Source organism: Bradyrhizobium acaciae (assembly GCF_020889785.1).
Classification (GTDB): Bacteria; Pseudomonadota; Alphaproteobacteria; order Rhizobiales; family Xanthobacteraceae; genus Bradyrhizobium; species Bradyrhizobium acaciae.
In genome coordinates this window covers 1-25,327 of sequence record NZ_JACMYK010000054.1, presented here as the reverse complement: position 1 = coordinate 25,327, position 25,327 = coordinate 1, and the positions used below count along the sequence as shown (strand labels likewise).

At 64.1% G+C, this 25,327-nt stretch carries 32 protein-coding genes and 10 tRNA genes; 25 read left to right on the top strand and 17 right to left on the bottom strand.

Annotated features, from left to right (window positions below; all coding sequences use genetic code 11):
* Positions 1–30: 30 nt before the first annotated feature.
* The 3 genes from H8A92_RS20930 to H8A92_RS20920 all read right to left on the bottom strand — a co-directional run bounded on the left by H8A92_RS20930 (position 31) and on the right by H8A92_RS20920 (position 2,974).
* Entirely contained in the window at positions 31–609 is a 579-nt protein-coding gene (locus H8A92_RS20930; RefSeq protein WP_233285547.1) for a PepSY domain-containing protein, read from the bottom strand.
* Between the two features lie 328 nt (positions 610–937).
* The gene (locus H8A92_RS20925; RefSeq protein ID WP_229197496.1) at positions 938–1,699 is read right to left on the bottom strand and encodes a TetR/AcrR family transcriptional regulator; all 762 of its coding nucleotides are present in this window, start codon (positions 1,697–1,699) and stop codon (positions 938–940) included.
* A gap of 96 nt (positions 1,700–1,795) precedes the next feature.
* Positions 1,796–2,974, bottom strand: a complete 1,179-nt coding sequence (locus tag H8A92_RS20920) for a patatin-like phospholipase family protein (protein ID WP_229197495.1) — start codon at positions 2,972–2,974, stop codon at positions 1,796–1,798.
* A 208-nt stretch (positions 2,975–3,182) separates the two neighbouring features.
* Between H8A92_RS20920 and tgt the strand changes: the two genes are divergently transcribed.
* Positions 3,183–4,316 carry a tRNA guanosine(34) transglycosylase Tgt gene (tgt, locus tag H8A92_RS20915; RefSeq protein WP_229197494.1) on the top strand — a complete coding sequence of 378 codons (1,134 nt, stop codon included), beginning with the start codon at positions 3,183–3,185 and terminating at the stop codon, positions 4,314–4,316.
* A gap of 10 nt (positions 4,317–4,326) precedes the next feature.
* Here the strand turns inward: tgt and H8A92_RS20910 are convergent, their stop codons facing one another.
* Complete coding sequence (locus H8A92_RS20910; RefSeq protein WP_229197493.1) at positions 4,327–4,542, bottom strand: hypothetical protein; 216 nt, start codon at positions 4,540–4,542, stop codon at positions 4,327–4,329.
* Positions 4,543–4,770: 228 nt separating this feature from the next.
* Here H8A92_RS20910 and cysK point away from each other — a divergent pair, with 228 nt between their 5' ends.
* Together cysK and H8A92_RS20900 are read left to right on the top strand one after the other, a co-directional pair.
* Positions 4,771–5,745, top strand: coding sequence for a cysteine synthase A (gene cysK / locus H8A92_RS20905; protein ID WP_229197492.1), 975 nt, complete (start codon positions 4,771–4,773; stop codon positions 5,743–5,745).
* A gap of 18 nt (positions 5,746–5,763) precedes the next feature.
* Entirely contained in the window at positions 5,764–6,003 is a 240-nt protein-coding gene (locus H8A92_RS20900; RefSeq protein ID WP_163156906.1) for a BrnA antitoxin family protein, read from the top strand.
* An 87-nt stretch (positions 6,004–6,090) separates the two neighbouring features.
* Here the strand turns inward: H8A92_RS20900 and H8A92_RS20895 are convergent, their stop codons facing one another.
* Positions 6,091–6,969, bottom strand: a complete 879-nt coding sequence (locus tag H8A92_RS20895) for a DMT family transporter (RefSeq protein WP_229197491.1) — start codon at positions 6,967–6,969, stop codon at positions 6,091–6,093.
* A gap of 144 nt (positions 6,970–7,113) precedes the next feature.
* Here H8A92_RS20895 and H8A92_RS20890 point away from each other — a divergent pair, with 144 nt between their 5' ends.
* Both H8A92_RS20890 and H8A92_RS20885 read left to right on the top strand, forming a co-directional pair.
* Positions 7,114–7,512, top strand: coding sequence for a RidA family protein (locus H8A92_RS20890; RefSeq protein WP_229197490.1), 399 nt, complete (start codon positions 7,114–7,116; stop codon positions 7,510–7,512).
* Between the two features lie 11 nt (positions 7,513–7,523).
* Positions 7,524–7,730, top strand: coding sequence for a hypothetical protein (locus H8A92_RS20885; protein ID WP_229197489.1), 207 nt, complete (start codon positions 7,524–7,526; stop codon positions 7,728–7,730).
* Between the two features lie 68 nt (positions 7,731–7,798).
* Here H8A92_RS20885 and H8A92_RS20880 read toward each other — a convergent pair whose 3' ends face one another.
* The 7 genes from H8A92_RS20880 to H8A92_RS20850 all read right to left on the bottom strand — a co-directional run bounded on the left by H8A92_RS20880 (position 7,799) and on the right by H8A92_RS20850 (position 11,915).
* Positions 7,799–8,230, bottom strand: coding sequence for a hypothetical protein (locus H8A92_RS20880; RefSeq protein WP_229197488.1), 432 nt, complete (start codon positions 8,228–8,230; stop codon positions 7,799–7,801).
* A gap of 67 nt (positions 8,231–8,297) precedes the next feature.
* The gene (locus tag H8A92_RS20875) at positions 8,298–8,657 is read right to left on the bottom strand and encodes a hypothetical protein (RefSeq protein ID WP_229197487.1); all 360 of its coding nucleotides are present in this window, start codon (positions 8,655–8,657) and stop codon (positions 8,298–8,300) included.
* Between the two features lie 189 nt (positions 8,658–8,846).
* The gene (locus H8A92_RS20870; RefSeq protein WP_229197486.1) at positions 8,847–9,446 is read right to left on the bottom strand and encodes a formyltransferase family protein; all 600 of its coding nucleotides are present in this window, start codon (positions 9,444–9,446) and stop codon (positions 8,847–8,849) included.
* Between the two features lie 118 nt (positions 9,447–9,564).
* Positions 9,565–10,854 (bottom strand): hemolysin family protein, encoded by a 1,290-nt coding sequence (locus H8A92_RS20865; protein WP_229197485.1) that lies wholly within the window; start codon positions 10,852–10,854, stop codon positions 9,565–9,567.
* A gap of 169 nt (positions 10,855–11,023) precedes the next feature.
* Positions 11,024–11,263, bottom strand: a complete 240-nt coding sequence (locus tag H8A92_RS20860; RefSeq protein ID WP_229197484.1) for a hypothetical protein — start codon at positions 11,261–11,263, stop codon at positions 11,024–11,026.
* Between the two features lie 129 nt (positions 11,264–11,392).
* Positions 11,393–11,608 (bottom strand): hypothetical protein, encoded by a 216-nt coding sequence (locus H8A92_RS20855; protein ID WP_229197483.1) that lies wholly within the window; start codon positions 11,606–11,608, stop codon positions 11,393–11,395.
* A 157-nt stretch (positions 11,609–11,765) separates the two neighbouring features.
* Positions 11,766–11,915 carry a hypothetical protein gene (locus H8A92_RS20850; RefSeq protein ID WP_229197482.1) on the bottom strand — a complete coding sequence of 50 codons (150 nt, stop codon included), beginning with the start codon at positions 11,913–11,915 and terminating at the stop codon, positions 11,766–11,768.
* A gap of 254 nt (positions 11,916–12,169) precedes the next feature.
* Between H8A92_RS20850 and H8A92_RS20845 the strand changes: the two genes are divergently transcribed.
* Together H8A92_RS20845 and H8A92_RS20840 are read left to right on the top strand one after the other, a co-directional pair.
* A complete protein-coding gene (locus H8A92_RS20845; RefSeq protein WP_229197481.1) occupies positions 12,170–12,361 on the top strand; it encodes a hypothetical protein in 192 nt (63 codons plus the stop codon).
* 135 nt (positions 12,362–12,496) lie between these two features.
* On the top strand, positions 12,497–13,348 hold the full coding sequence (locus tag H8A92_RS20840; protein WP_229197480.1) for a 3-hydroxybutyryl-CoA dehydrogenase: 852 nt from the start codon (positions 12,497–12,499) through the stop codon (positions 13,346–13,348).
* A 157-nt stretch (positions 13,349–13,505) separates the two neighbouring features.
* Here the strand turns inward: H8A92_RS20840 and H8A92_RS20835 are convergent, their stop codons facing one another.
* Positions 13,506–14,306, bottom strand: coding sequence for a hypothetical protein (locus H8A92_RS20835; RefSeq protein WP_420831346.1), 801 nt, complete (start codon positions 14,304–14,306; stop codon positions 13,506–13,508).
* A gap of 331 nt (positions 14,307–14,637) precedes the next feature.
* Between H8A92_RS20835 and H8A92_RS20830 the strand changes: the two genes are divergently transcribed.
* The 18 genes from H8A92_RS20830 (at position 14,638) to H8A92_RS20745 (ending at position 20,580) form a co-directional block, all read left to right on the top strand.
* On the top strand, positions 14,638–14,898 hold the full coding sequence (locus H8A92_RS20830) for a DUF3551 domain-containing protein (protein ID WP_229197479.1): 261 nt from the start codon (positions 14,638–14,640) through the stop codon (positions 14,896–14,898).
* Positions 14,899–14,987: 89 nt separating this feature from the next.
* A complete protein-coding gene (locus tag H8A92_RS20825; protein WP_229197478.1) occupies positions 14,988–15,152 on the top strand; it encodes a hypothetical protein in 165 nt (54 codons plus the stop codon).
* A 46-nt stretch (positions 15,153–15,198) separates the two neighbouring features.
* Positions 15,199–15,675 (top strand): hypothetical protein, encoded by a 477-nt coding sequence (locus H8A92_RS20820; protein ID WP_229197477.1) that lies wholly within the window; start codon positions 15,199–15,201, stop codon positions 15,673–15,675.
* A 297-nt stretch (positions 15,676–15,972) separates the two neighbouring features.
* Positions 15,973–16,167 (top strand): hypothetical protein, encoded by a 195-nt coding sequence (locus tag H8A92_RS20815; protein ID WP_229184979.1) that lies wholly within the window; start codon positions 15,973–15,975, stop codon positions 16,165–16,167.
* A gap of 545 nt (positions 16,168–16,712) precedes the next feature.
* Positions 16,713–16,907, top strand: a complete 195-nt coding sequence (locus H8A92_RS20810; RefSeq protein ID WP_229197476.1) for a hypothetical protein — start codon at positions 16,713–16,715, stop codon at positions 16,905–16,907.
* A 233-nt stretch (positions 16,908–17,140) separates the two neighbouring features.
* Positions 17,141–17,215: transfer RNA gene (locus H8A92_RS20805), tRNA-Val, on the top strand.
* 5 nt (positions 17,216–17,220) lie between these two features.
* Positions 17,221–17,295 (top strand) — tRNA-Ile (locus tag H8A92_RS20800).
* 89 nt (positions 17,296–17,384) lie between these two features.
* Positions 17,385–17,468, top strand: a tRNA-Leu gene (locus tag H8A92_RS20795).
* A 4-nt stretch (positions 17,469–17,472) separates the two neighbouring features.
* Positions 17,473–17,548: transfer RNA gene (locus tag H8A92_RS20790), tRNA-Asp, on the top strand.
* 57 nt (positions 17,549–17,605) lie between these two features.
* Positions 17,606–18,142 (top strand): HNH endonuclease, encoded by a 537-nt coding sequence (locus tag H8A92_RS20785; RefSeq protein WP_163160234.1) that lies wholly within the window; start codon positions 17,606–17,608, stop codon positions 18,140–18,142.
* A 32-nt stretch (positions 18,143–18,174) separates the two neighbouring features.
* Positions 18,175–18,251 (top strand) — tRNA-Arg (locus H8A92_RS20780).
* A gap of 24 nt (positions 18,252–18,275) precedes the next feature.
* A tRNA-Tyr gene (locus H8A92_RS20775) sits at positions 18,276–18,360 on the top strand.
* Positions 18,361–18,365: 5 nt separating this feature from the next.
* A tRNA-Gly gene (locus H8A92_RS20770) sits at positions 18,366–18,439 on the top strand.
* A 26-nt stretch (positions 18,440–18,465) separates the two neighbouring features.
* Positions 18,466–18,540, top strand: a tRNA-Phe gene (locus H8A92_RS20765).
* 50 nt (positions 18,541–18,590) lie between these two features.
* A tRNA-Glu gene (locus H8A92_RS20760) sits at positions 18,591–18,665 on the top strand.
* A gap of 119 nt (positions 18,666–18,784) precedes the next feature.
* The gene (locus tag H8A92_RS20755; protein ID WP_229197475.1) at positions 18,785–19,690 is read left to right on the top strand and encodes a ribonuclease Z; all 906 of its coding nucleotides are present in this window, start codon (positions 18,785–18,787) and stop codon (positions 19,688–19,690) included.
* A 174-nt stretch (positions 19,691–19,864) separates the two neighbouring features.
* Positions 19,865–20,110, top strand: a complete 246-nt coding sequence (locus tag H8A92_RS20750; RefSeq protein WP_229197474.1) for a hypothetical protein — start codon at positions 19,865–19,867, stop codon at positions 20,108–20,110.
* A gap of 224 nt (positions 20,111–20,334) precedes the next feature.
* Entirely contained in the window at positions 20,335–20,580 is a 246-nt protein-coding gene (locus H8A92_RS20745; RefSeq protein WP_163160236.1) for a hypothetical protein, read from the top strand.
* A 140-nt stretch (positions 20,581–20,720) separates the two neighbouring features.
* Here H8A92_RS20745 and H8A92_RS20740 read toward each other — a convergent pair whose 3' ends face one another.
* The 4 genes from H8A92_RS20740 to H8A92_RS20725 all read right to left on the bottom strand — a co-directional run.
* A complete protein-coding gene (locus H8A92_RS20740) occupies positions 20,721–21,176 on the bottom strand; it encodes a hypothetical protein (protein ID WP_229197473.1) in 456 nt (151 codons plus the stop codon).
* A 692-nt stretch (positions 21,177–21,868) separates the two neighbouring features.
* Positions 21,869–21,944: transfer RNA gene (locus H8A92_RS20735), tRNA-Lys, on the bottom strand.
* A 233-nt stretch (positions 21,945–22,177) separates the two neighbouring features.
* Positions 22,178–25,045 (bottom strand): glycosyltransferase, encoded by a 2,868-nt coding sequence (locus tag H8A92_RS20730; protein WP_229197472.1) that lies wholly within the window; start codon positions 25,043–25,045, stop codon positions 22,178–22,180.
* 5 nt (positions 25,046–25,050) lie between these two features.
* Positions 25,051–25,327 (bottom strand): hypothetical protein (locus H8A92_RS20725; RefSeq protein WP_229197471.1); only part of this gene is annotated, 277 nt, incomplete at its 5' end.

Sequence of the window (25,327 nt, the reverse complement as noted above, 5' to 3'; positions counted from 1 at the left end):
GAAAACTTGGCGACGGAATACTTGGCATGCTCAGCGCCGGCGCGGGCCGGGCGGCTCGAGGATCACCTCTTTCAGATCGCTGCCGGCGAGCACGACGATGACGAAATTGAGCTTGCCGCGCTCGCGCGTCAGGCCGCCGCTGATCGCCTTTCCCGAGGTCGTGTGCTCGGCGACGCGCACCGCATCGGCAAGGCGATGCCGGAGCGCCCTGAGCACAGCGAGGTTGTCGCGGTCTTCGGCGTCGAGGGATGCCAGCAACGAAGGAGCCTCGCCACCGATGACTTCGCCGGTTGAGGCGTTGATGGAGTGCTGCCAAATGCGGTCCCGCTGCATGGTCTTGACCCGGTAGACGGCGGGCTCCATTGCGCCGTCGAAGCTGATGTCGGCGGTGATCGAACCCGTGTGCAGCGCCTCCGCGATCGCCATCGCCTTGCGCAGCGAGATCTGGGCGGCCTGGAAGCTGTCGAGCTCGCGGCGAACCGCATGCACGTCGAGCGGGCTGTCACCGTCCTGCGGGGTGAGCGCTGCGGCAGCCGAGCTCGTGATCGCACGGGCCGGCGCAGCGAAGGGCAGGGCCAGCAGCGCGGCTGCAAGCAGCCAGATTCCCAATGACCAATGCCTCGATGCGCGCAATCGTCCTGTCCTCATCGTCGAACCTGTATCGAACTCGTGCACGCGCCCCCGCGCCATTGAGCGGCCGGGCGGCCGAGAAGATGCGGCCGACCCCTAGTTTGTCAGAGGTCGGCCGCCGAACGTTCAGACGAAGCGATGGCGGCTGCTCCGTCGTGACGATCGAAGTTACAAGGCGACACAAAACCCTTTGGGGGGCTGAACCGGGTCCGGCGTCTCTTTGCAACTAAACAATACGGTTTCGTTCTGTTTCATTCAAGGCTCATCACGGCAACGTGTAGGGTACTGAAACGATCCTATCGAACTGTCAGCGGGCCGGCCGGCGGCGGCCCTTGGTGGTCTCTTTGGCCGCGTCGCGCAGCCGGTCCCGCGGCCCGACCGCGCCGGCCAGGAACAGCCGGATCGACACTTCCATCCGCGTCTCGGCGGCTTTCATGTCGATCGGAATCCCGAACGTCGCCATCCGGTGCGTATGACCGACCACCATGTTGAGGAACGTCTCGGCTGCGATCGTGGTGTCCTCGAGATCGAGAGCGCCCTTGTCGACCAGATGGTCGAAGAAATCCGCCGTCGTGGACACGGCTTTCGACCACCCCTCGTCGACGGCAAGCTTGGCCACCTCGGGGAAATTGATCGCCTGCGCGGTCAGGATCCGGCTGAAGGCGATGGAGTCCGCGCTGCAATTCAGCACCAGCAACTGGCGTCCCAGATCGATCAACCGCTCCTCGACCAGGCCGTCGCAGCTGCCGTCGCCGTGCATTTCGGCCGCCGCGGCGGCGAGCGGGGCCAGCCAGCGGGCAATTTCGCGCCGGAGCACGGCGGCGAACAGGCCGCGCTTGTCGCCATACTGCCCATAGACGGTGGGCTTGCTGACGCGGGCGGCCTCGGCCACCGCGTCGATCGACGTCGCGTCGAAGCCGCGCTCGAGGAACAGGCGGGTGGCGACCTCGATCAGCCGCTGGTCGCGCTCGATCGCCGCGTCCCGGGTCGGCCGGCCGCCGCGTGACTTGATCACGCCGCGCTTGGCCGGCTGTTTAGCCGCCTTGGCCTTGGCTGCCGTCAATCCCATTGCCCATTCATCTCGTTGTGCGTTCGGACGGGTCGCTCCGGTCTATAACCCGCGCAATGCGGATTCGTCCAATCGGCGGTACCCGGGGCGGGCCGCTCAGGGCGGCGTCGCGGTCCAGGCCTGGCCCGCGGCGGCCTTCTGGTAGCCGTACTGGTAGAGCGCGCGCATGTAGCCAGTGTCGAAGCCTTGGGTTTCCGGCGCCGGATAATCACGTTCGATGTAGGACAGATGGAAGCCCAGCCGGTTGCGCCGGGCGAAATCATAGGTCGCGAGGATCACGGAGCGCGTCTGCGCCTGCGTGATCGCCGAAATGCTGCGCGAGGCGACGTCGATCGTCGAGTTCGACACCAGCTGGAAGTTTCCTTCGAGCTTCTTGTTGACGAGGATGTAGATGTCCATGCGGCCGCTGGCCGGCCAGCGGCGTTCACGGAACATCAGCGCGTCGGGCAGCGTCAGCACCGGCGCGGTGACGCCGCCGTCGACATGCATCTCCTGGAAGCGCCGGCCCTGGCCCTCGGCGTCGATCATGATCGGCGGAAACACCAGCGGGATGCTGGCGGAGGCGGCCATCACGTCGCGAAACAGCTGCAGCGCCTCGGGCGTTCCGACCGAGGCGATCCGTCCCATGTCCCAGATCACCGTGCGCTGGGTGTCGAGATCGGTGGTGACGATCAGGAGCTTGCGGCCCTTGGCGTTCTCGCGCGCCACCTCGCTCATGACGTCCTGGCCGACGTAACGCGCCACCAGTTCGCGCAGCCGCTTGTTGCCGAACAGGCCGGAGCCGAACAGCACCCGCATCAGGCTCGGGTCCTGCAGCAGGCTTTCCGCGATGCCCGATGTGTAGACCTCCTTCAGCGTGTCGTCGTAGCGCGAGCCAAGAAATGCAAAGGGCGCAATCAGTCCGCCGGTGCTGACGCCGGAGACGACCGAAAAGCTCGGACGGTTGCCGGCCGCGGTCCAGCCGTTGAGAACGCCGACGCCGTAGGCGCCGTCGGCGCCGCCGCCGGAGAGGGCGAGATAGGTCTTGATCGGGGCGAGGTCGCTCTTCTCGAGCTTGAATTTGGACGCCGGCTCGTCGGCATAGCGGCGCAGGCCGTCGAGATCGAGCACCCGCGAACTGGAGGCGTCGGCGGCGGTGTAAGGCGTCCGCGGCAGCGAGCTGCACGCCGTCAGTGCGAGGACGAGGCCGCACAGCAGGGTGATTTGCCGGATCACGCGGGCGGCCGTGATGCGATGGCGGACGCCGTCAGACCGGGCGCTGGAGGGTGAGAACATCTCGGTCAGTCAGGTTTCGGCCGGATTGCAGCCGCGGCGGCGAGAACTGCCGCCTTATTCTCGACACAAAACGATACGGTTTCGTTTTGTTTAGCGGAAGAGCGGTTCCAGGGCAAGCGTCGGCCCGGCCCGTCGCGTTCACGAAGTCGCGCGGGAGGCGTTATCCGACGGGTTGATCGGGCACTTGCGACACGCAATAAGCAGCCGCATGACCGTTCCCAATCATTTCGAATTGATCGCAACAAGCGGCGCCGCCCGCACCGGACGCCTGACCACGCCGCACGGCGTCGTGCGGACGCCCGCATTCATGCCGGTCGGCACCGCCGGTGCCATGAAGGGCATGCATTGGCGCGAGGTACGCGATGCCGGCGCCGATATCGTGCTCGGCAACACCTATCATTTGATGCTGCGGCCAGGCGCCGAGCGGATTGCGGCACTTGGCGGCTTGCAGCGCTTCACCGGCTGGGGCGGCCCGATGCTGACGGATTCCGGCGGCTTCCAGGTGATGTCGCTCTCGGAGCTCCGCAAGGTGACCGAGAAGGCCGTGACCTTCCGCTCGCATATCGACGGCGCCAAGGTCGAGCTGTCGCCGGAGCGCTCGATCGAGGTGCAGCGGCTGCTCGGCTCCGACATCGCGATGCAGATGGACGAATGCGTGCGGCTGCCGGCGGAGCGCGCCGACATCGAGCGCGCGATGCAGCTCTCGCTGCGCTGGGCCGAACGCTCCAAGCGCGCCTTCGAGGCGGCGCCGGACGGCTACATGCTGTTCGGCATCGTGCAGGGCGGCGATGTGCCGGATCTCCGGCACGCCAGCGCACGCGGGCTGACCGGGATTGGCTTTCACGGCTACGCGATCGGCGGGCTTGCGGTCGGCGAGCCGCAGGCGGTGATGTTGTCGATGATCGAGGAGACCGCGCCGGCGCTGCCGTCCGATCGGCCGCGCTATCTGATGGGCGTCGGCACGCCCGAGGACATTCTGGAGGCGGTGGCGCGCGGCGTCGACATGTTCGACTGTGTGATGCCGACACGGAACGGGCGCCACGGCATGGCGTTCACCCGATTTGGGCAGATCAACCTGCGCAATGCCCGGCACATCGACGATCCGCGTCCGCTCGATGAGGAGAGCCCGTGGCCGGCGGCACGCAGCTACGCGCGCGCCTATCTGCATCATCTCGTACGTGCCGGCGAAACACTTGGGGCAATGCTGCTGTCCGAAATCAACGTCGCCTATTACCAGGAGCTGATGCAGGGCATCCGCGATGCGGTGACGAACGGCACGTTCGAGGATTTCAGAACGAAAACGCGCGCCGGATGGGCGCGCGGTGACATTGCTCCAAGGTGAGCTTAAGTGATCAGTTGCACACGATCGGTTTCACCGAGTGCTTGGTCACGAACCCGTAACCGCAGGTGTCGCAGGTCCAGAGATAGCTGATCAGATTGTCGAAAAGGTACGCCGACGCTTCGGCCGCCACCATGGAGTCCGCACACACCGGACAGGTCGGCAAATGGCTGCCGCGGGGATCGGGCCTCGACACGACTGTCGACAGGACTTCAGCAAGTGCTGGCATTGTGCGCCTCCCTTTGCGTTCTGAGCTGCACCTGACGAAAGCATATAGACGCACTTGTTTGACCTTGTCGCAACACAAATGCGTAGGTTTTACGTTATTTGCGTAGGTTCTTATTTTGCAATGCAACGAATTTGTGCCGCGGCGGTTTCTCACTTGCGCGTTATGATGCGCTGCTTCTAATGAGAGAAGACCTATATTTTCAGCACATCCTGCAACAGGAGCCGCTTGATGGACGCGCCGTCGACAACGAGTGCAGTGCAACCCGGACGCGGCCGCGTCTTTGACTCCATCGTCGATGCGATCGGCTCCACGCCGATCGTGCGGCTGCGCAGACTGCCGCAAGCCAACGGCGTCAACGCGACGATCCTCGCCAAGCTGGAATACTTCAATCCGGCCGCAAGCGTGAAGGACCGCATCGGTGCCGCGATGATCGTGGCGATGGAGAAGGCCGGCATCATCAACGCCGACACCGTGCTGATCGAACCGACCTCGGGCAATACCGGGATTGCGCTCGCCTATGTCGCAGCGTCGCGCGGTTACCGGCTCAAGCTCGTGATGCCGGAATCGATGTCGATCGAGCGGCGGCGGATGCTGGCCTTCCTCGGCGCCGAGATCGTGTTGACCCCGGCCGCGCAGGGCATGAAGGGCTCGATCGCGACTGCGGAAGAGCTGGTGCGCACGACACCCAACGCTGTGATGCCGCAGCAGTTCAAGAACCTCGCCAATCCCGAAATCCATCGCCGCACCACCGCCGAGGAGATCTGGAACGACACCGGCGGCAACATCGACTATTTCGTCGCCGGCGTCGGCACCGGCGGTACCATCACCGGCGTCGGTCAGGTGCTGAAGCCGCGCAAGCCGTCGCTGCGCATTGTCGCCGTGGAGCCGGAAGAGAGCCCGGTGCTGTCGGGCGGCCAGCACACGCCGCACAAGATCCAGGGCATCGGCGCGGGCTTCATTCCTGACATCCTCGACCGCTCCGTGATCGACGAGATCGTCAAGGTCAACAGCGCGACCGCGATCGAGACCGCGCGCGCGCTGGCGCGCAACGAGGGAATTCCCGGCGGCATCTCGTCGGGTGCCGCGATCGCAGCCGCCATGCAGATCGGCAAGCGACCGGAAGCTGCGGGTAAGACCATCCTGGCGATTGTGCCGTCATTCTCGGAGCGCTATCTCTCAACTGCGTTGTTTGAAGGAATTTGAGGCACAGGAATCCAAGATATGGCCGATCAGCCGAGGCGACCGCGAACCCTGAACGATGCCCGTAGCGAAGCCGAGGCGGCGTTCAAGCGCGCCACCACCAAGGTCGCAGACGCGGTGCCGAAGACGACGGCGGTCCCGGGGGTCCGCGAGCAGGTGACGCTGCGGATCGATCAGGACGTGCTGGAGCATTTCCAGGCGGGCGGTCCGGGCTGGCAGGACCGCATCAACGCGGCGCTGCGCAAGGCCGCCGGCAAGTAGCGCTTCCGGGACCAGCGGCCCTGGATGATCCCCGGGGCTCGTTGCCGCCATGGATGTAACGGCGTTGGCCGTGGCGCGCCGTGCGCGTCACCTTGCGCGCGCCGGGGCCTTTGCACTTGCTGGTTTCAGGTTCAGCAGGTTGCCGGCCAGGATCATCGCCGCGCCGAGCACCGTGTAGGCGTCGAGCCGTTCGGCATAGATCAGCCATCCGGCGATCGCCGTCAGCGGGACCCGGATGAAGTCCATCGGGATCACCACGGTCGCGTCGGCGTGGAGCAGGGCGCGCGCCATGCAGTAGTGCGAGAAGGTGCCGCAGAACGCGATCACGGTGAGCCAGCCCCAGGTCGAGAGCGGCGGCCAGGTCCAGACATAGAGCGCGGGCCCGATGCTCGCGAGCGACTGCACCACCAGCATCCAGAACATGATCGTCAGCGTCTGCTCGGTTCGGGTCAGCGATTTGACAACGGCGACCGAGACGCCGAAGCCGACGGCCGCGGCGAGCGCGATCAGCTGGCCCGGATTGATCGCGCCGGTCGCGGGCCGCACGATCACCAGCACGCCGACCAGGCCAAGCACGATCGCAATGATCTTCCAGGAGGTCATCCGTTCGCCGAGGAAGCTCGCGGCAAGGATCGCGGTCCAGATCGGCATGGTGAATTCGATCGCGACCACCTGGCCGATCGGAATCAAGGTCAGTGCATAGAACCAGCCGAGCTGCGCGCAGAAATGGATCAGGTTGCGCGCGATGTGCACGTGCACCCGCGCGGTCTTCACGATCGCAAATCCGCCGTTCATATGGATCAGCGGATAGAGCATCATGAAGCCGAGCACGCCGCGAACGGCCATCAGCTGGAAGACGTTGACCTCGCGCGTCGCCTCGCGGCCGGCCACCGCCACGATCAGCATCAGCGCGAGCCAGCCGGACATCCACAGCGCTGCGCGGGTTTTTGAGGGCGTGCGATCCATATTGGGTAACGCGGTGAGGAGGGGTGCCCGGTATCGGCGAGCTGCCATGAATTTGCAACGCGCAAATCTGCCGATGCGGTGATGCGCAGGGTGCGTGATCGATGCTAAGCAGGTCGAGAAAAATCACATCAGGAGGATCTGCTCATGCGCGTCTTGCAACCGGCCGATTGGTCGAAACCCCGCGGCTTCTCGCACGGTGTCGCGTTTGACGCTCCCGGCAAATGGATCGTGCTCGCGGGACAGACCGGCGGCGACGAGAAGGGCGAGTACGCGCCCGAGATGGCGGCGCAGGTCGGGACGGCGCTGAAGCGCATCATCAAGCTGTTGAACGAGGCCGGCGCCGGCCCCGAGCACATCGTCCGCCTGACCTGGTACCTGACCAGCCGCAGCGAATACGAGGCTGCGGGCGCCGGCATCGGCGCGGCGTGGAAGGAGACGCTCGGACGCAATTTCCCGCCGTCGACGCTGCTCTATATCGACGGCCTGGTCGATCAGCGCGCCAAGGTCGAGATCGAGGTCACAGCGTTCATTCCCGCAGCATAGGACATTCAGACATGAACAAGAGCAACATGCGAAAGGCGCCCGAGCTCCTCACGGGGTTCGCGACCGGCTGGCCGGAGCAACAGCCGGATATCATGGTGATCTCCATGACGACGGACAAAGGCGTGCATGACTTTGCGGTCAACAAGGAGCAGGCGCTGCTGATCGCCCGCACCATCCAGCAGACTGCCGAGAATCTCGGCAAGCCGCGCACCGCTTAGCGATCGCATGGCCAATAAAAAACGCCCTCGAGATTTGGATCCCGGGGGCGTTGTTGTCTGAAGGCCGGTTACTTCGACAGCGTGATGTTGGCGCCGCGGAACTGGCTGTCGGCCCTGATCGTGACCGACTGCTTGTTGCCTGAGGTGCGCATCGAGATGTCGGCGTTGAAGCCGGGGGCGCTGGCAACAACCTGGAAGTTGCCGCCGCCGCCGCGACCACGCAGGTCGCCGCTGACATTGCGGCTGGTCTCGCTCCAGTTGCCGGAGACCGCGCTGCCTTCAGCCTGTACGTCGGCCGCCAGGTTGAACTTGTAGGCGTCGCTGGCGCAGGTCAGGCTCATGGTCATCCTGGGCCCGCCGACGTGATAGGTCGCACGGCAACGAATCCGCTCGCTGGAGCCGTCGTCCAGGGTCACCGTGCCGGCGCCCGACCAGGTGCCGGCCATGCCGGCGAACGGGCCGGACTGGGCGTGGCCCGCGGTGCTTGCGAGTACGGTCACGAAAAACGCGGCGGCTGCGATTGCTGGCCGCCGCGTGATGGCGAAGAAACTCGATACGCTGGTGATCTTACTGACGGGATGCTTCCCATCGGCCGCTGCACGGTACGCCAGCTGATGCCCCATTCCACTTCCCCGATCCGGAGTTGCCACTGAGTTGTCCGTTCGCATATGCACCATTGATCGAGACCCGCACAAGTCCCCCGCTGCCGACGGTACCGGAGACCGCTGCGCCCTGCGCCGAGATCCTTCCTTCGGCGACGGTCACGGTCGAACTCTGCGACGGCTCGCAGCTTCCGGTCTTGGTGACGACGGTGACGTTCCAAAGGCCGTCATAGGGCTGCTGAGCGGAAACGGGAGCAGCGGTGAGGGCGGCAGCCGAAGCGACCGAAGTGACCAAAATCAGGTCGCGAATGCGGATCGAACGCATGAATCAAATCCCTGTAATTTCGTGTGATGACGCGGCTTATCCTGTCACAATGTGTTCAAAATTTGCTGCGTCGCGGGAACCCCCGATTGTTCCTGTGAACTCAAACACATCATGCTGAATCTGGTTCCCGATCAGGAACGGGCGCTCGTGCCTTTCAGCATCGAGGTATCTCGATACCAGATCGCAGGATCAGTGCTTGCCGGGGCTCAAATTGGGCGCCTTGGTTGCAAACTGCTCATCCTGGGGCTTGGCCGGCAGCGAGCCATTGACCTTGCCGTAGTCGATGACCTGGGCGAGCAGACGCAGGCCGAGCGGCGCCAGCGCGCGCTCCCAGAGATCGCGGGCGGTCTCGCCTTTCTTGACGAACACCCAGTCCTGGGCGGCGATAGCGCCGGCGTCCATGCGATCGGCGAGGTGATAGATGCTGCCGCCGGCGATCGGATCGCCTTCCTTGATGGTCCATTCCACCGCAGCGATGCCGCGGTGACGCGGCAGCAGTGACGGGTGGTACCCGATGCCGCCAAGCTTGGCCACGGCAAGCGCCTCCTTGCTGACGCGCGCGTGGCTGTGGGCGGTCACGATCAGCTCGGTGCCCGGCGCGATCTCGGCGGCTGTCACCAGCTTGGGATCGGCCTGGACCACGACCTCGATGCCGGCCGCCCTGGCGGCTGCCGCCAGCCGGTCCTCGCCGTCATGGACGACCACCCTGACGAGCGTGACGTGGTGCTCGCGCAGCATGTTCAGAGTCGCCACGCCGAAATGGCGGGAACCGACGAGGGTAATGCGCATGGGATCAATTCCGTGAGGGTTCACTCGAAGGGATTCGGCGGCCGTTATGCCGATAGCACACAGCGGCCGCCTGTTTCGCTGTCCTGCCCGTTATCAACAGGCCGGCCGGCTGGCAATGTCAGGCCGCCGCCTGCTTGCTCGCCAGGACCTTGTCGATGCGCCGGCCGTCGAGGTCGACGATCTCGAATTCCCAGCCCTGCGCGGTGGTTTTCGCGCCGGTATCCGGGATCGCGCCGAACGCATGCAGCAGGAAGCCGGCCGCGGTCTGGTAGGGCCGCGGCGAGGGCAGTGCGATGCCGAGCAGTTCGCTGAACTCGAGCGCCGGCATCCAGCCTGAAACCAGGTAGGAGCCGTCGTCGCGCCTGACATAGGCAGGCTCGGCCGGGCCTTCCTCGGTGTGGAAGGCGCCGACGATGGCCTCGAGGATGTCAGCGCTGGTGACGACGCCCTGGAAGGTACCGTACTCGTCATGGACGAGGCCGATATGCACCGCGGAGTCACGAAGGATCGCGACCACGTCGCGCGCGTCGACGGTTTCCGGAATGATCGGCGCATCGCGCGTCAGCGCGCGGATGTCGGGCGTCTGTCCGGCGAGGTAGACGTCGAGCACGTCCTTGGCCTGCACGATGCCGAGCGCATGATCGCGGTTGCCGTCGAACACTACGCAGCGCGAGTGATTGCTCCTCTGCAGCGTCGACAGGATCTCGGGCGCGGGAGCTGCGAGGTCGATCAGGCTGACCTCGTGGCGCGGCGTCATCACGGCGCCCACCGGCAGATCGCCGAGCCGCATCACGCCGGCGATCATCTCCTTTTCGCCGGGCTCCAGCACGCCCGCGTTTTCGGCTTCCACCACCAGCGTCTTGATCTCGTCCTCGCTGACGCGATCCTGCGCGTCCTCGCGATGGCCGAGCGCCCACAGCAGCAGCTTGCCGGAGCGATCGAGCAGCCAGACCAGCGGCAGCGACAGCCGCGCCATCATCGTCATGGCCGGGGCGACGCGCACGGCGACGGACTCCGGATCGCGCAATGCGATCTGCTTCGGCACCAGCTCACCGACGATCAGCGAGGCATAGGTGATCACGCCGACGACGATGCCGACACCGGCCGCATCGGCAACGTTCGCGGACACACCGAGCTCGAACAGCCATTGCGAGAGGCGCTGGCCGAGCGTGGCACCTGAGAAGGCGCCCGACAGCACGCCGATCAGCGTGATGCCGATCTGCACCGTGGAGAGGAATTTTCCGGGATCGGAGGCCAGCGCCAGCGCGCGGCGCGAACCGCTGACGCCTCGTTCGACCAGCGCCGCCAGGCGTGCCGGGCGGGAGGAGACGATCGCGAGTTCCGACATCGACAACAGACCGTTGACGACGATCAAGACCGCCACGATCGCAAGTTCCAGATATAGCACGGGAGTCCCTGAGCTTTGGCGGCGTTGGCCGCGATACGGCGCCCAATATAGGCATTCCGGAGCGGTTTTGCTGTGCCTCGTCGGGCGTTCCTGCACAAGCAGAGAGGGCGTATGGCGTGCATGCAGCAGGAGATCGCGGCATTTTGGCGCGATGACAGGCGCACGAGCGCTAGACGAGGATCCGGAGCTCCGGCCTGACGAATGCTCTGCCCGCCGGCAAGGGCTGACTAAGTCGTTTGGACATGGCTTGCAGCTGCACGTGCAAATCCGCGTTGCATTGCTTCATCTGGCTGCGCAGTTCGCGGCGGGAGAAGGCGGTGAGCGAGGGGTCCGCAAGTTGCTGCCAGGCCTTGCGCAGCCACTCCTGCAGTTCGCGAATATTCTGATCCAAACCGTCTGGCTGGGTCATGCAGCCAAATCCCGCCTAGTGGTCAGTTGTAAAGTAACGCTGATTCGCGTTGCTTCACCTAGCGCTATGTTGCGCAGGCGCGTTTACGGCGGGGAAGATCGGGATGCAGCAGGTGCGCTGCGGCCGGACTCAGCGAGCGTCGCCGGGTCGCGTGCGCAGGAAATCCAGCACGATCGGCAATGCGAGGAACAGCGCAGCCATCACTGCGAGCTTACGCGTTTGCGTGGCGGTCAGGCCGAGATCGTCCTGGGCGAGACAGGCAAGCATGATCGCTGTGCATGCGGCGACGCAGATGGCGACGGCGATGCCGGCGAAATCAATCTTGCTGTCGCTCTTGCAGTCCATGGCTGCACCACCTCGTTGCGGGAGTGGTGTAGCGTGGTCCGACTTGAACCAACTATGAGCTGGATCACGGGCGAACGGGACGACGCTGCCAGCTAGCGCAGCAAACGTCGCGAGCCGCCGCAAGGCCGCGGCGATTGACCCGCTGCCGGCAAGCAGCCTAGCGGGGAAGGCTGAGCTTCGGCTGGACTTTGCGCGGCAGCTCGACCGGGATGTGAGGCGAGGTGCTCACCACACGCGGGCTTCCGTCGGAATGGGTCTGGCCGTTGAGCAATGTCTCGAGCAGCAAAAAGAATTTCTCAGCAAGCATGGGCGTAGCCCTCGTCGTCTAATTTCCTTGTGTCGCGGCGGTCCGCGGAAAATTCGATCAACTAAATGCGAGTCGCGCCGATATGGCGATGCTGCGGCGCGGGGTCTTCAATACGCAATCCGGGAGATTACCGGCACCCGCGCCGTCAACCCAGCAAGGCTTGCGCGAAATAGTTGCCAAGTTCCTAACGAATATCGCCGCAGCACGTGATGGCGCTCACCGTTCCTTCAATGATGCACGTTAATGATAGGGGTATGGATCGTGACCAGGACATCGACGAGGGATTCGGATCGGCACTGCGCCGCAGCTACGGGCGAATGGCCTGGTGGATCGTGCGGCTCAATCGCGTGTTCGAGCCTTCGCGGATGGCCGATCCCCCGCGTACCGATTTGCCATCGCGCCCCGCCGTCCCGCCACGGCGGCCGCTGCCCCCGCGCCCCGAATAAACCTCACCAGGATACCGGCATCCCCTGTATCGGCCATCCGGCCGGACTGCTATTCCTGCGCCATCCGCGGACCCCACGGTCCGCCGTTTTGAGGACGCGGCCGATGCGGCCGCGCTAGCTGCGAGGGACAATGCAATGATTGAGACGGTTGGCATTATCGGCGCCGGGACCATGGGCAACGGCATCGCGCAGATCTGCGCGGCAGCGGGGCTCGCTGTCACCATGGTGGATATCTCCGACGCGGCGGTGCAACGCGGCCTGAAGACGGTCGGGACCAGTCTCGATCGCCTGGTCTCCAAGGAGAAGATGACCGCGGCCGATCGCGACGCGACGCTTGCGCGCATCGATGCCACCACCGACAAGTCCAAGCTCGCGGCCTGCGATCTCGTGATCGAAGCGGCGACCGAGAACGAGGAGCTGAAGATCAAGATCCTCAGGGATCTCTGCGCCGGGCTGAAGCCGAGCGCGCTGGTCGCGACCAACACCTCGTCGATCTCGATCACCCGCCTTGCGGCCTCGACCGATCGTCCCGACCGCTTCATCGGCATGCACTTCTTCAATCCGGTGCCAGTGATGGCGCTGCTCGAATTGATCCGCGGCTTGCAGACCTCGGACGACACGGTCGCCAATGCCGAAGCCTTCGCCAAGCGCGTCGGCAAGGTCGCGATCACGGCGAAGAACAGCCCGGGCTTTGCGGTGAACCGCATCCTGTGCCCGATGATCAACGAGGCGATCTTTGCGCTGCAGGAGGGCATCGCGACCGCGGAGGAGATCGATGCCGGCATGAAGCTCGGCTGCAACCATCCGATCGGCCCGCTCGCGCTCGCCGACCTGATCGGGCTCGACACCATGCTGTCGGTGATGGAGGTGTTTTACACCGGCTTCAACGATCCCAAATACCGGCCGGCGCCGCTGCTGAAGGAGATGGTCGATGCCGGCCATCTCGGCCGCAAGACCGGGCAGGGGTTCTACAGCTACAGCAAGTGAGACCTGCTTCCGCCTGACCCCCGTAATCATCCGGGATGGATCGCGCGGACAAGCTCGCGTAACCACGACACCTGATCCGCCACTGAGGCGGGGGACATCAGAAACGAGGCCCGGGCTCCTAGGCACACCGGGCCTCGTTTTTTTGTGGGATCCTGACTCAGTTGGCCGATGCGACCGGCGTGACGCTGGTTTCCTCGGGATCGGTGCCGAACAGGCCGACAAGATACTTGTAGTAGTCCGGCATCTTTTCCTTGAGCGTGGCGCGCGTGTAGGGTTCGTGCTCGGAATCCTTGCCGGCAAGGAAGATGCTCGCTGTCACCGCGAAGAACTCCTGCTGGTTCTTCAACGCGTAGGCTTCCTTGGCGACCAGCTCCTTTGACTTGGCCTGGCTGAGGAAGCCCTTGATTGCCTTGTTCTCATAGCCGCTCGGCAGCAGCCGGGCATGATAGGCATGAAGGAATTCGTGCAGCAGCACCGGGTCCTTCGCGTAGCGCATCATGTTCGGGCGCAACCTGATGATGCCGATGCCGGAATCGAGGGCCAGCGCGAGCGGGTCCGAATTTGTCCACTGCTGCTTGTCGTGATCCCAGATGGTGATGTCGCGGGTCTTGGCGCGGTCCCATTCCGGCGGCGCCAGGCCATAGCAGGCCGCCGCTGCACCTTCGTCGAGACACGCCATCTCGCTCGCGACGATCGGCACCCGATGGAGGAACTGCAACACCTTCGGGCTGAAACCTGCGGTTTCCACGACGTCGAGCTGACGGCGGACCATGTCGGCAATGGTGGTGACGTCCTTGCGGTCGGCGTTTTCGGAGAGATCGAACACGTAGCCGCGATAGGTCTCGACGCCGGTCGGTGCCGGAGCGGACGCATCTGATGATCCCGACGTGCGGGGTCCGGCAACCGCCTGTCCGACCGCAAGTGACAGGATCATTGAAGCAATGAGCGCGCTGCGCATGATTATCCCCCTTGCGACGAACCTGTCCGGGTGTCGTCGTCCGTTGCGGTGAGCTGCGCCGAAGACTAGGGGAGGCGTCTTGCAGCGCGCTTAAATTGCAGATTTCAACCGCGCGCGTCTGATTAGGTGCCGGTTAACCACATGCCCTCGGTGTCCCCGGGCAGAGCGGCGACGGACCCGGTGGTCGACGCCGGTCAGCCGGCCTTGTCGATGCCGTGAACGAGCGTTCAGCAAATCTCACAGCTTCTTGAGGCGGCGGCTGGAAACCTCGCAGATCTTGCCTGCGTACCTACATCAACGGCTGGGCGCCGATCGAAAAGGAAGCAGGATCATGCGCAGGTCGAATTGGGCAATTCTGGCATTCGCGGCGCTCGGCACCAGCTGGATTGTCGGTTCCGCACAGCCGGCTGCGGCTGATCCCTACGTTTACCCCTGGTGCATTCAGGGCAGGCAGGAGGGATATCCCGGCTATTGCGGCTACCAGACCTACGAGCAGTGCCAGGCGTCGGCCTCGGGCCGCGATGCCTATTGCGGCGTCAATCCGCGCGTGGCGTTCAGCCAGCAGCGCATGCCGCCGCGGGCGGTCCGGTGAGCCGAGCAAGAATGTCGGCCGTACGCCCATCAGGCACGATGGTTGCATTGCCTGTGGTTGGATAATTGGCCCCCTGCGTTGGAGAGCATATGGGCGAGATCATCAGGTTCATTTCGAAATCCGAGCGGGAGCGTGCGCGCCTGATCCGCGAGGCCCGCGCGAATTACGAGCGCATTTTTCCGTCGGCCGATTCTGCGGATGCCCAGGACGCCGCGGTCGACGGCGACGGCAGCGGGGCGTCGTCGAAGCCGTAGCCGCCGTTATTGCCCCCCGAGCATGGACGACCAGGCAGACGCCGCGATGTGGAAACGGATCTGGCAGCAGCTGTGGCAGCCATTGTGGCAGACCTGGACGATCGACAAGCTGGCTGCGCTTGGCGACTGGCTCTGGCAGATCCTGGTCGTTGAGCTCGCCGCCTTGCTCGACCGGCTGACGATCCGGAAGCTGATTGCGCTGATCCCGGTCGTCATCCTGATCGCCGCCTATCTGCACCGGATTCCGCTTCCTCCCGAATTGATGCTGGTTGGCGACATGCTGGCCTATATCGATATCTTCTCGATGATCTTCCTGGTCGGCTTGTTCACGCGCGTGGCGACGGTCGTGGCCGTCGTCCGGCAGGCCGTCGATTTCGCGCGCGACATGTTGCGGCAGGTACCGGCGGCGCTGTACCGGTTCGGCGTTCGTCATCGTCGCGCAAAGGACAGCACGCGCCGCAGGCGGCTCACCACGACCGACGATGATGACGCGGCCGTCGCTGCAGGTCTGGCTTGGGCCTAGTCCGGACCATCTTGGCCTCACTGCTGCGAACTGGAGCAGCGGCACGAACGATTCGCCCGCACTCCGGTCAAGACGTCGTGACCGGCGCAGCAAGATCTCCGCATTCCAAAGCGACTGGACGCGCCTGTAGATCCGCACGGCACGCGTCGATCCCCGTCACGGAGCAGTGATCGTCAAATCATGCGTCCAGAAACATTCCGACCAGATCGTCAGGGGCCGGCAACAAACTTGCCTAACTTTCACTAGGTCGCGCGCGCACTGAGATCGAAAATGCAGAACCCAATCGGACGATTCGCAATGACCGAACTCGAGGAGCTCAGATACTTCGAGCACCAATGCCTTGAGATGGCGGAGCAATCTACACTCCCTGACGCCCGCCGCGCGCTGAAGATACTGGCACGCAACTACGCCAACGCAGCCGAGCTGATCGAGCGCCGCGCCCAATCCGCCAACACCGCGCTCGCGCAACTGTTCCGATGCTTGAGGCTGTGAACCGATTGAGAGGGCAACGGCGCGGGCGCGATCCAGCGGACAGACTCCGTCGCCGCAAACGCGCCATCCGATGCGTTCAGTCATCGATTTTCGCGCGAGCGCGGAAGCGCCCGGCGAATTTTTTTCCGGTCATGATGCCGCAGTGAAGGTTGCGCGCGCCACCCCGATCAAATCGCTCGTGTCCTGAGGGAGTTAGCTGCCGCGCCCAACCGCCGGTGGCGCCCCGGAACGGACGCCTCGCCCGATGATCGCGCGGAGCAGGGGGCCTTGACGGATTCGCCGACTTCTGCGCATACCGCTGCCCCATCGAATCCGCCGGCAATTGAATTGCCGCGCTCTGAGGACCGAACCGTGTTGCGCCTACGCTCACACATCGTCGCGCTCGCCGCCATCGAACGTCCGTTTACCCGGGCGAGCGATTGGTCGCGCATGTCCGTGACGAAGGATGGTCCGAATTATCTGCCCGGTTCAGGGCTAGCGATACCAGCAAGAGCGTAACCGGCGGCGGGAATTTCACCCTCCGCCAAATCAGGCGGAGAGGGCAGATGGCCCGCACCAACAATACCACAGGTCTCGAGAACCTTGCCGAGCAGAGGATTTTCTCCTCGCCGGTCGCGCGCGCCTTCGTGCGTATCGTCGTGGCGCGCCGCAAGGTCACCGAGGCTCAGGCCCGCAAGATCTACCTCGATTACCTCAACCGAACCCAGCCGCATCGACGCGGCGAGCGTTCGATTGCGTGAAGCAATTTCGATACGGGATGATCGCCCCCGCGAGGACATAAGGCGATCCGCTGACCGGTACCGGTCTCCTTCAGTGGAGCGGCAAGCGGTGGTTTCAGGCAGCGAAGGTTTTTGTATTGGCCGGGCCGGCCCCGGCCGTTTGTGAAATTTCTCTCGCCGGTGTGGCGCAGCGCGCGCGTAACGCGATCGATCGCGCGGTAGCTCCTCCGGCCCATTCGGATGCACCAAATTTCGCGCGCTTAGCTCAGCGGTAGAGCGCCTGTCTTACATACAGGATGTCGGCCGTTCGATCCGGTCAGCGCGTACCATCAACGCACGCTAGTCCGACCGGTGAGGGCCTCGCCTGATAAGCGAGTGGCAGTTGGTTCGATTCCAGCAGCGTGCACCAACACAACACAGGAGGCCGGCATGGCCGTTCCTTCGATACGAAGGCTTTCGCGCCGCAAGTCAGTCAGCGTTGCGAAAGCTCAAGTCGCTGCGGCCGCGGTGGAAACGGTAGACACACGCGCTTGAGGGGCGCGCGCCTCATGCATCCGAGTTCAAGTCTCGGCGGCCGCACCAAATTGCCTCCGGACCCAGCTGGTGACGGGACTCGACTGTCGATCGAGCATTGGCGGGTTCGATTCCCGTCGGAGGCGCCACACACACACACACACGTTCGCAGGACGATGACGCAATCAAATTGATGGAGGTCGACGATGTTCGCCGCAAATCCGGCGCTGGTGTTGAATGCCGACTTCCAGCCGCTGTGCTATTTCCCGCTGTCCTTGTCCGGCTGGGAAGACGCCGTCAGGGCGGTGGTGCGTGGATCGCACGTCGTCGTCGCGGAATACGACCAGGTCATCCGCAGCCCGTCGACGGTGATGCGGTTGCCGTCGGTGATCGCGTTGCGCGCGTACGTGAAGCCGCAGACGCGGGTTGCGTTCACGCGCTTCAACGTCTTCCTCCGCGATCGCTTTCGCTGCCAGTATTGCGGCGTGCAGCACCTCCGCGGAGAGCTCACCTTCGACCACGTCGTGCCTCGGGCCGATGGCGGGCAGACGTCCTGGACCAACATCGTCGCAGCGTGCAGTCCCTGCAACATGCGGAAGGACCGGTTTCGTCAGAAGCCGTTGCGGGAGCCGTTCGAGCCGACGCAGCACGACCTCGTGGCGGCGCAGCGTCTGTTTCCGCCGAACTTCCTGCACGAGTCCTGGACGGACTATCTGTACTGGGACGTCGAACTCGAAAAGTGACAGCCGGCGGCGAGTTGCCGCCGGCTGGCTGTTGCCCCGTAGCTCAGTGGATGAGAGCGCCGCCGTGCGGAGGCGGAGGTCGCACGTTCGAGTCGTGCCGGGGCAGCCATATTTCCGGGTAACGCCGAGTTTGGGGTAACGCCAAGTCTGGGGACTGAGCGGGCCTGTAAAGCCTGCGCCTGTGCGCCTGCCTGGTTCGATTCCAGGGTTACCCGCCAAATCCGCGGACAAAAGATTGCGGTCGTCGCCGAGAGCGCCATTCTTGCGGCCCGGGTTCGACTCCCGGTGTCCGCACCATCAACGTGTGCAACCTCCCAAACCTCGCCCGGATAGCTCAGCGGTAGAGCGGCACGTTGAAGGCGTGCGCGTCAGTGGTTCGATTCCATTTCCGGGCGCCATCTCACAGCGGCAGCGAGCGGAGCTGCCGCGCGCCTTCAAACCGAAACATGCTGCCATCGTCTAGCGGTCAGGATAACCGGTTTTCAGCCGGTTGACGCGGGTTCGAGTCCCGCTGGCAGTGCCACCCTCATCTCGTCGTCGTCACGGGCATCGAGGCGCTTGAATACGCAGGGCGAGACTGCCATCAGATGCTTCATCCCGGTGGCAGGGAGCCGTCGGCCGGCGACAACAACAGGTGTTGCGATGTTCGCGCTGACTTTTCTGGGAACGTCGGCAAGCGTGCCGTCTTCCGAGCGCAATCACCCGGGCATCCTCGTCGAGGCGGCCGGCACGCGGATTCTGGTCGATTGCGGCGAGGGGACGCAGCGCCAGCTGCTGCGGAGTGGCGCCGGCTTTCGGCGGCTTGATCACCTGTTGCTGACCCACGGACATTTCGATCACGTGCTCGGCATTCCCGGGCTGTTTTCGACCCTTCGGTTGCGGCGAAGTCCGGATGCCATGACCGTTCATGGCGGGCCCGGCACGCTCGATGTCGTCGTGCGCATGCTGGCAGGGCTGTGGGGCGAGGGCAGAGCGCCGATCCCGCTCGATCTGGTGCCGTTGACCGAGGGCCGCGTCATCGACGCCGGCGAATTCACCATCGATTGTTTCCCGGTCCGTCACCGGGACACCGACAGTTTCGCGTTTTCCTTCCAGAGCGCGATACGCCGGCACCTCCTCTCCGACCGGCTGCTGGCGTTGCGCGTGCCGGATGGGCCTATTCGGAAGGAGCTCGCGGAGGGACGGCAGGTGAGGTTGGATGACGGCCGCACCATCGATCCGGAGCAGGTGCTTGGTCCCGCCGAAGGACGAAAGAAGCTCGTCATTGTCGGTGATACCGAAACCACCGAGGGGCTGGCCGAACACGTTGGAGATGCCGACGTGCTGGTGATCGAGGCGACGTTTCTCGCGCGTGACGCAGCCACCGCGCGTGAGTACGGACATTTGACCGCAAGCGAAGCAGCCGCGCTTGCCGCAGCGAGCGGGGTCAAGCAACTCGTCCTCACGCACATCTCGGGCCGCTACCCGGACGAGGACATTCTGGCGGAGGCGACGAGCGTCTTCCGGAACACCCGGGTTGCCATCGACTTCGACCGCATCATGATCTGAGTGCAGGAAGCCTGCGTGTTCCCGGCGGCGCACGCTGTCGAGGGTTCCTCAACATAAGGGCTGATCACGTCGACCTCGCCACGATGTTGAACAGGCGTTCAGGAAAGTTCCGAACTTGTTCCTGCAACGTGCGCGGACGCCAGTCGTTATCACCCGTACTGGAAGGAGGATGTCATGAGGAAGCTTACTTACGCACTTGCCGCCGTTGCGGCACTCTCGATCGCGGCACCGACCATTGCCAGCGCACAGGGTGTGGGCGTCTATATCGGCGGCGACCGCGACTATTACGGCCATCGCTATGACGGTCCGCGCGTCTATCGGGAATACGACCGCGGCTGGCACCATGGCTGGTACAACCATCACCGGGACTACGATCGCGACCGCGGCTTCGTGATCCGTGGTCATGACTGGGACGACTAGCAAGTCCTGAGCACATTGTGCTGCATTACGAGAAGGGCCTCGCTTCGGCGGGGCCCTTCCTTGTGGGCGGACGCCATGAAGCGACGACGCCGCGCCAACAACGTTTCGTTAACCCGACTCACGCAACCTCGTCCTTGTCCGTCTGGATGGGCCGCTAGCAGAAGGCCGCCACGGGAAGTTACGTGGCGGCCTTTTGCGTCTGACAGTGCCGAAGGAGACGACCGATGGACTACGGCGCCTTCACCGACGCCAGCCTGAAGATGATGTACGAGGCCGTCCGCGGCGCGCTCAGGGCCGACGATGAATTCGAGGCCAACGGCGAAGATCCGAAATTCCGCGTCCGCGCCACGCCCGAATGGAAACGCCACGCCGGCAGCCTCGAGTCGGAGATGCTGAAGCGCGGGCTCCAGGTCGAGATCATTGACTGGACCGGCGGTCAGGGCGAGCTGCCGCTCACGGTCGATCCCTGAGCGTGCGGCGTGCCGGGCATTTGCGATGATGGAGCACCCCGCACGGCTGCAACTTTGTCATCCCCGGCAGCGTGAAGTTCGGTCGACGCTGATCGGGCCGCGGTGCTGAAGCATGCCCGATTGATTCTACAGCTCTGAGGCTATCCTTTGGGAATCGGTTTCCCTCCCGCAGGGCCTATCGGCTTGGGACCGGTCAGGGGCGGCGGGCTGATGGATGGGAAAGGGATCTGATCTGCTTCGTTGGTCGATTTTTCCGGTCGTCTCTGGGGACGAACCTCATCGTCCAATGACGGGCAAATTTTCTCCCAGCCTGGACCATAGGTCGTGTTGAGAAAATCGATCTGATCTGTCTCGAAGGTCTGCACGATCCGCTGTCTGCTGCAGGCAGAGACGGTTGCGCTTCTTGGTTCTTTGCCGAGGGGGCCTGTCAGCGAATAGCGCAGTGTCACCGGTGCGCCGCAGCGATTGACGACGGTCCACGTCTGCAAGGAGCCGTCCTTCGTTTTGATGGGGCCCGTGAGGCAGCTCTGTGCATTGGCAGTTGCGGCAAGGACGCAAGGCACGAGCCAAACTGCGACTGCCCCGGCAAGTTTCATGTGCTGGCTCCTGACATCGCACCGAAATCAAAGGTTGGGGCACTGTTCACGTGCTGAGAAGCACGGAAACAATCCGTGTGCTCATATTTGCGCGGATTGCCGGCGCTGTTGCCGCGACGATACAGGGCTACCCGCGCAACGGTGCTAACCAGCCTGCATCTGAACCAAGATGGGGTTGCGTCGTGTCGGGATCTGATCGTTGGAACGGTACGAATAGTCCTTACCCGTCTGCCCAAGAGCCGCAGCTGCGCGATGAGCAGCAGCAGTTCGACCGTTATCACAGGTTCGACGACGCCATCTCGCGATCGGCGCAGAGTGTCTCGAGAACCGTGATCTGGGATCGCTACAACCCGCCGGTTCGTTGATCTGGCCGGCGGCCGGGCATCCCGCCGGCGGCGGCATGCTGTTCCGACCGTCTCGAAAAAGTACGCCGCCGGGCCCGAAATGATTTGTCCCGGCGGCGCCCTGTTTCAATCTGGGGACTGCAATCCCAGCACAGAACGAAATCGCAAGTTCAGTGCCAGTCGGATCAGCCTGGCTCAGGTTTGCCGGCCGGCGTTCATCGCATCGGCTACTATCGCCGCGGCGAAGTAGGCCATACCGGGCACGCCCAGTGTGCATGGTGTGTGCGCGATCCGAACCGACTTCCGGCTGGCTTGGGTCTGTTTCTGTCTTAAGTGATTGATTTAATTTGGTGAGCGCGGAGGGACTCGAACCCTCGACCCCATGATTAAAAGTCACGTGCTCTACCGCCTGAGCTACGCGCTCACTCACCTGAACATCCGATCCGGACCGAGCGGTGAAACCGCTCCGGATCATGCTTCAGCCCGCGCTGTGTAGGGGGCGGGGCCCATCGGGTCAATAGCCGAGGGACGGTCAGTTGTGCACCGTCGCGGCGGATTTGCTGTTCCAGCCCGCGAGGTTAGGGCCGTTTCTTGAAGTTGACTTTGTTTGCGTATGATCTTTCCGGAAAGCCGCTGCGCACTTTTCCGGATCAGGCGCTAGCTGTCGTGGCGGATTTCCGAGCCGACCGGCTGCTGCGGGGCGGCGACCGAGGGCAGGCTGACCGGGCGCAACCCGATCAGTTCGGCGGCGCGAATGGCGCTGTTGCGCCAGAATGCGAACTCGTTGATCCGCGAATTCTCCAGGATCGCGATCGCGACCGCCGCCAGGAATGGCAGGCTCTGCAACACCAGGACGCCGGCGAAGATGTAGATCTCCCGCACCTGCTTGTAGCCGTTGGTCACGACCAGCACGGTCGCGCCGATCAGCAGCAGCACGCCGATCACGGCTTCCCAGAACGCCTGGAATTCGATCGACATCCGCGACAGGCCGCCCTTGGAGGTGCGGGCGAAGGCGAGATGCTCGGTGATCAGGCCCTGCGCCACCGCGCGTGACACCGTCCACTGCACGCTCATCGCCGCGATCATGGCGCCCACCATCTGGCCGGCCTTGATGTTCACGCGCAACCGGTAGAGCGCGACGAAATGGACCAGCGAGACGACGAAGGAGGCGATGATCGGCAGCGTCAGGATCTTGTCGGGGATCGCAATGTCGGCAAAGGCAACGATCGGCACCCAGATCAGATTGAGGATCGCAACCACGACGCCGAGGCTTTCCGCGCCCAGCCAGTTGAGCCAGCCGAGCGAGAATTCGCGGCGCTGATCGGGCGTCAGCCGGCTGGCGCCGGGCAGGAAACGCCGCCAGTGCTTCTTGACGATCTGGAAGCCGCCATAGGCCCAGCGATGGCGCTGCTTCTTGAAGGCCTCGTAGGTGTCGGGCAGCAGGCCTTCGCCGTAGCGCACATTGGTGTAGTGCGTGAGCCAGCCGGCCTGCTGGATCGAGAGGCCGAGATCGGTGTCCTCGCAGATCGTGTCAGAGGACCAGCCGCCGACCTTGTCCATCGCGGCGCGGCGGATCAGGCACATCGTGCCGTGCACGATGATGGCGTTGAACTCGTTGCGCTGGACCATGCCGATATCGAAGAACCCGGCATACTCGCCGTTCATGATGTAGTGCATCAGCGAGCGGTCGCCGTCGCGATGCTCCTGCGGCGCCTGCACGAGGCCGACGCGCGGGTCGGCGAAGGCCGGCACGAGATCCTTGAGCCAGTCCGGATGCACGACGTAGTCGGCGTCGATGATGCCGATGATCTCGGCGTCCGCCGCAGTCCGCTCCATCGCGATGCGCAGCGCGCCGGCCTTGAAGCCCTGCACCTTCTCGGCGTTGATGAACTTGAAGCGCTCGCCGAGCAGCCGGCAGTGATCCTGGATCGGCCGCCAGAAGTCGGGATCGGGCGTGTTGTTGATGATGCAGACGCACTCGAAATTCGGATAGTCGAGCCGCGACACCGCATCGAGCGTCTGCTTCAGCATCTCGACCGGCTCGAAATAGGCCGGGATGTGGATCGAAACCTTCGGAAACTTCACGTTCTCGCCGATCGTGGCCGGCGCCAGCGGCGCGCTCTTGCCGATCAGCCGGCGCGGGCCACGACCGAAGGCCACCGCCGCGATCTCCTCGATCCGCGCCATCGCGATCAGCACCAGCGGAACCAGCAGCACCAGGCCGAGGCTGAGCGCAAAGGCCGAGCCCCAGACGAAGTAGTGCGTAGTCCAGTAGGAGAATACGGTCGCAACCCAGGCGCCGACGCCGTTGGCGGCGGCCGACAGCACCAGCGCCTGCATCACGGTAGGTTGGTCCAGCCGCAGGATCGGCAGCGACATGAACAACCCGACCAGCACGGCGACCAGCGCGATCTTCCAGTAGTTCGGATCGGTGATCGGACCGGTCCAGGCGAACTTCGCCTCACGATCGGCATTGAGGATGCCCCAATAGGGACCGACGCCGCCCTCGAAGAACTTCCACGGCTGATCGATGGCTTCGACGATGTTGTAGTCCATGCCGATGGCGTCGGCGCGAGCGACGAAGTTGCGCAGCACCGTGGCCTGCTGGAACGCGCCAGGCACGGCGCTGCGCAGATTGTAGCCTTGGCTCGGCCAGCCGAATTCGGCGATCAGGATGCGCTTGCCGGGGAAGGAGTCGCGCAGCAGATTGTAGCGGTCGACCGCCTGATCTACCGCCTGCTTGTCGGTGAAGTTTTCCCAGTAGGGCAGCACGTGGGCGGCGACGAAGTCGGACGAATTGGCGAGCTGCGGATGGTCGCGCCAGATGTTCCAGATTTCACCCGTCGTGACGGGAACGCTCACCGATTTCTTGACCCGCTGGATCACCTTGATCAGCCGATGCACGTTGTTTTCGGCAATCGCCCATTTAACGGCTTCATCCCGCTTGTCCTCGGGCTGCGCCTTGGCGTCTTGAAGCCGTCCTTCTTCTTCCTGATCGATGCGCGGGGTTTCTTCGCGAAGGAAGCGCGCAGATTCAGCAATATAGCGTTCGTTCTCTTCAGGGGTTGGCTTGAGCTTCGGTATCGGACCGAGATTCTCGATCGGAACCTGCTCGCCGCGATAGATGGTCTCGTTGCCGATGACGATGCCCGTGACGTTGCTATTGTTCTTTGCAAGCTCGACAGCGGCCGCAAGTTCACGGCTATTGCGGTCGGCATCCGTGCCGATCCACACGCCAATCGTAACCTTCATGCCGAATTCGGCAGCAATCGGCGGCACCAGTTCGTTGCCCTCGGTCGAGGAGTAGCCACGGACCGCGCGCGTTAACGTGGAGAGCTTCTTCAGGTCGGCGCGTACCTTGTCGGCATCGCCATCGACGACCGTGTGCTTCGGCTCGAAGGGCGTATAGGACAGGCTCGGCAGCGTGCCACGGAAATCGGGCGCCGACTGCTTCTCCTGGAAGAGACCCCACAGGGCGGCGTGGACGGCGGTGACAAGCAACAGGACGGCGACGACGGCGCGCATCGCGGTTAAACCATACGGGGCCTGAGATTGAGGACTAAGCGAACCCGTCCCCTGGGTTCGACCAATATCACGGCGGAGGGAAAGATATCTCCGCCATCCGATTTAACAACTGGTGTGCCGCGATGGCGTTTTAAGGGCGCAAGCCGTTCCAGCCGCGAAAAAAATCGCGGCCGGTCCCGGTCGCGCGACGCGGCTATTTCGACGCTGGCGCAGGTGTTGCCGACGGGGTCGGCGCAGGCGAGGGCGAGGCGGCCGGCGCGGGCGCGGCGTTGCCTGCCGTTG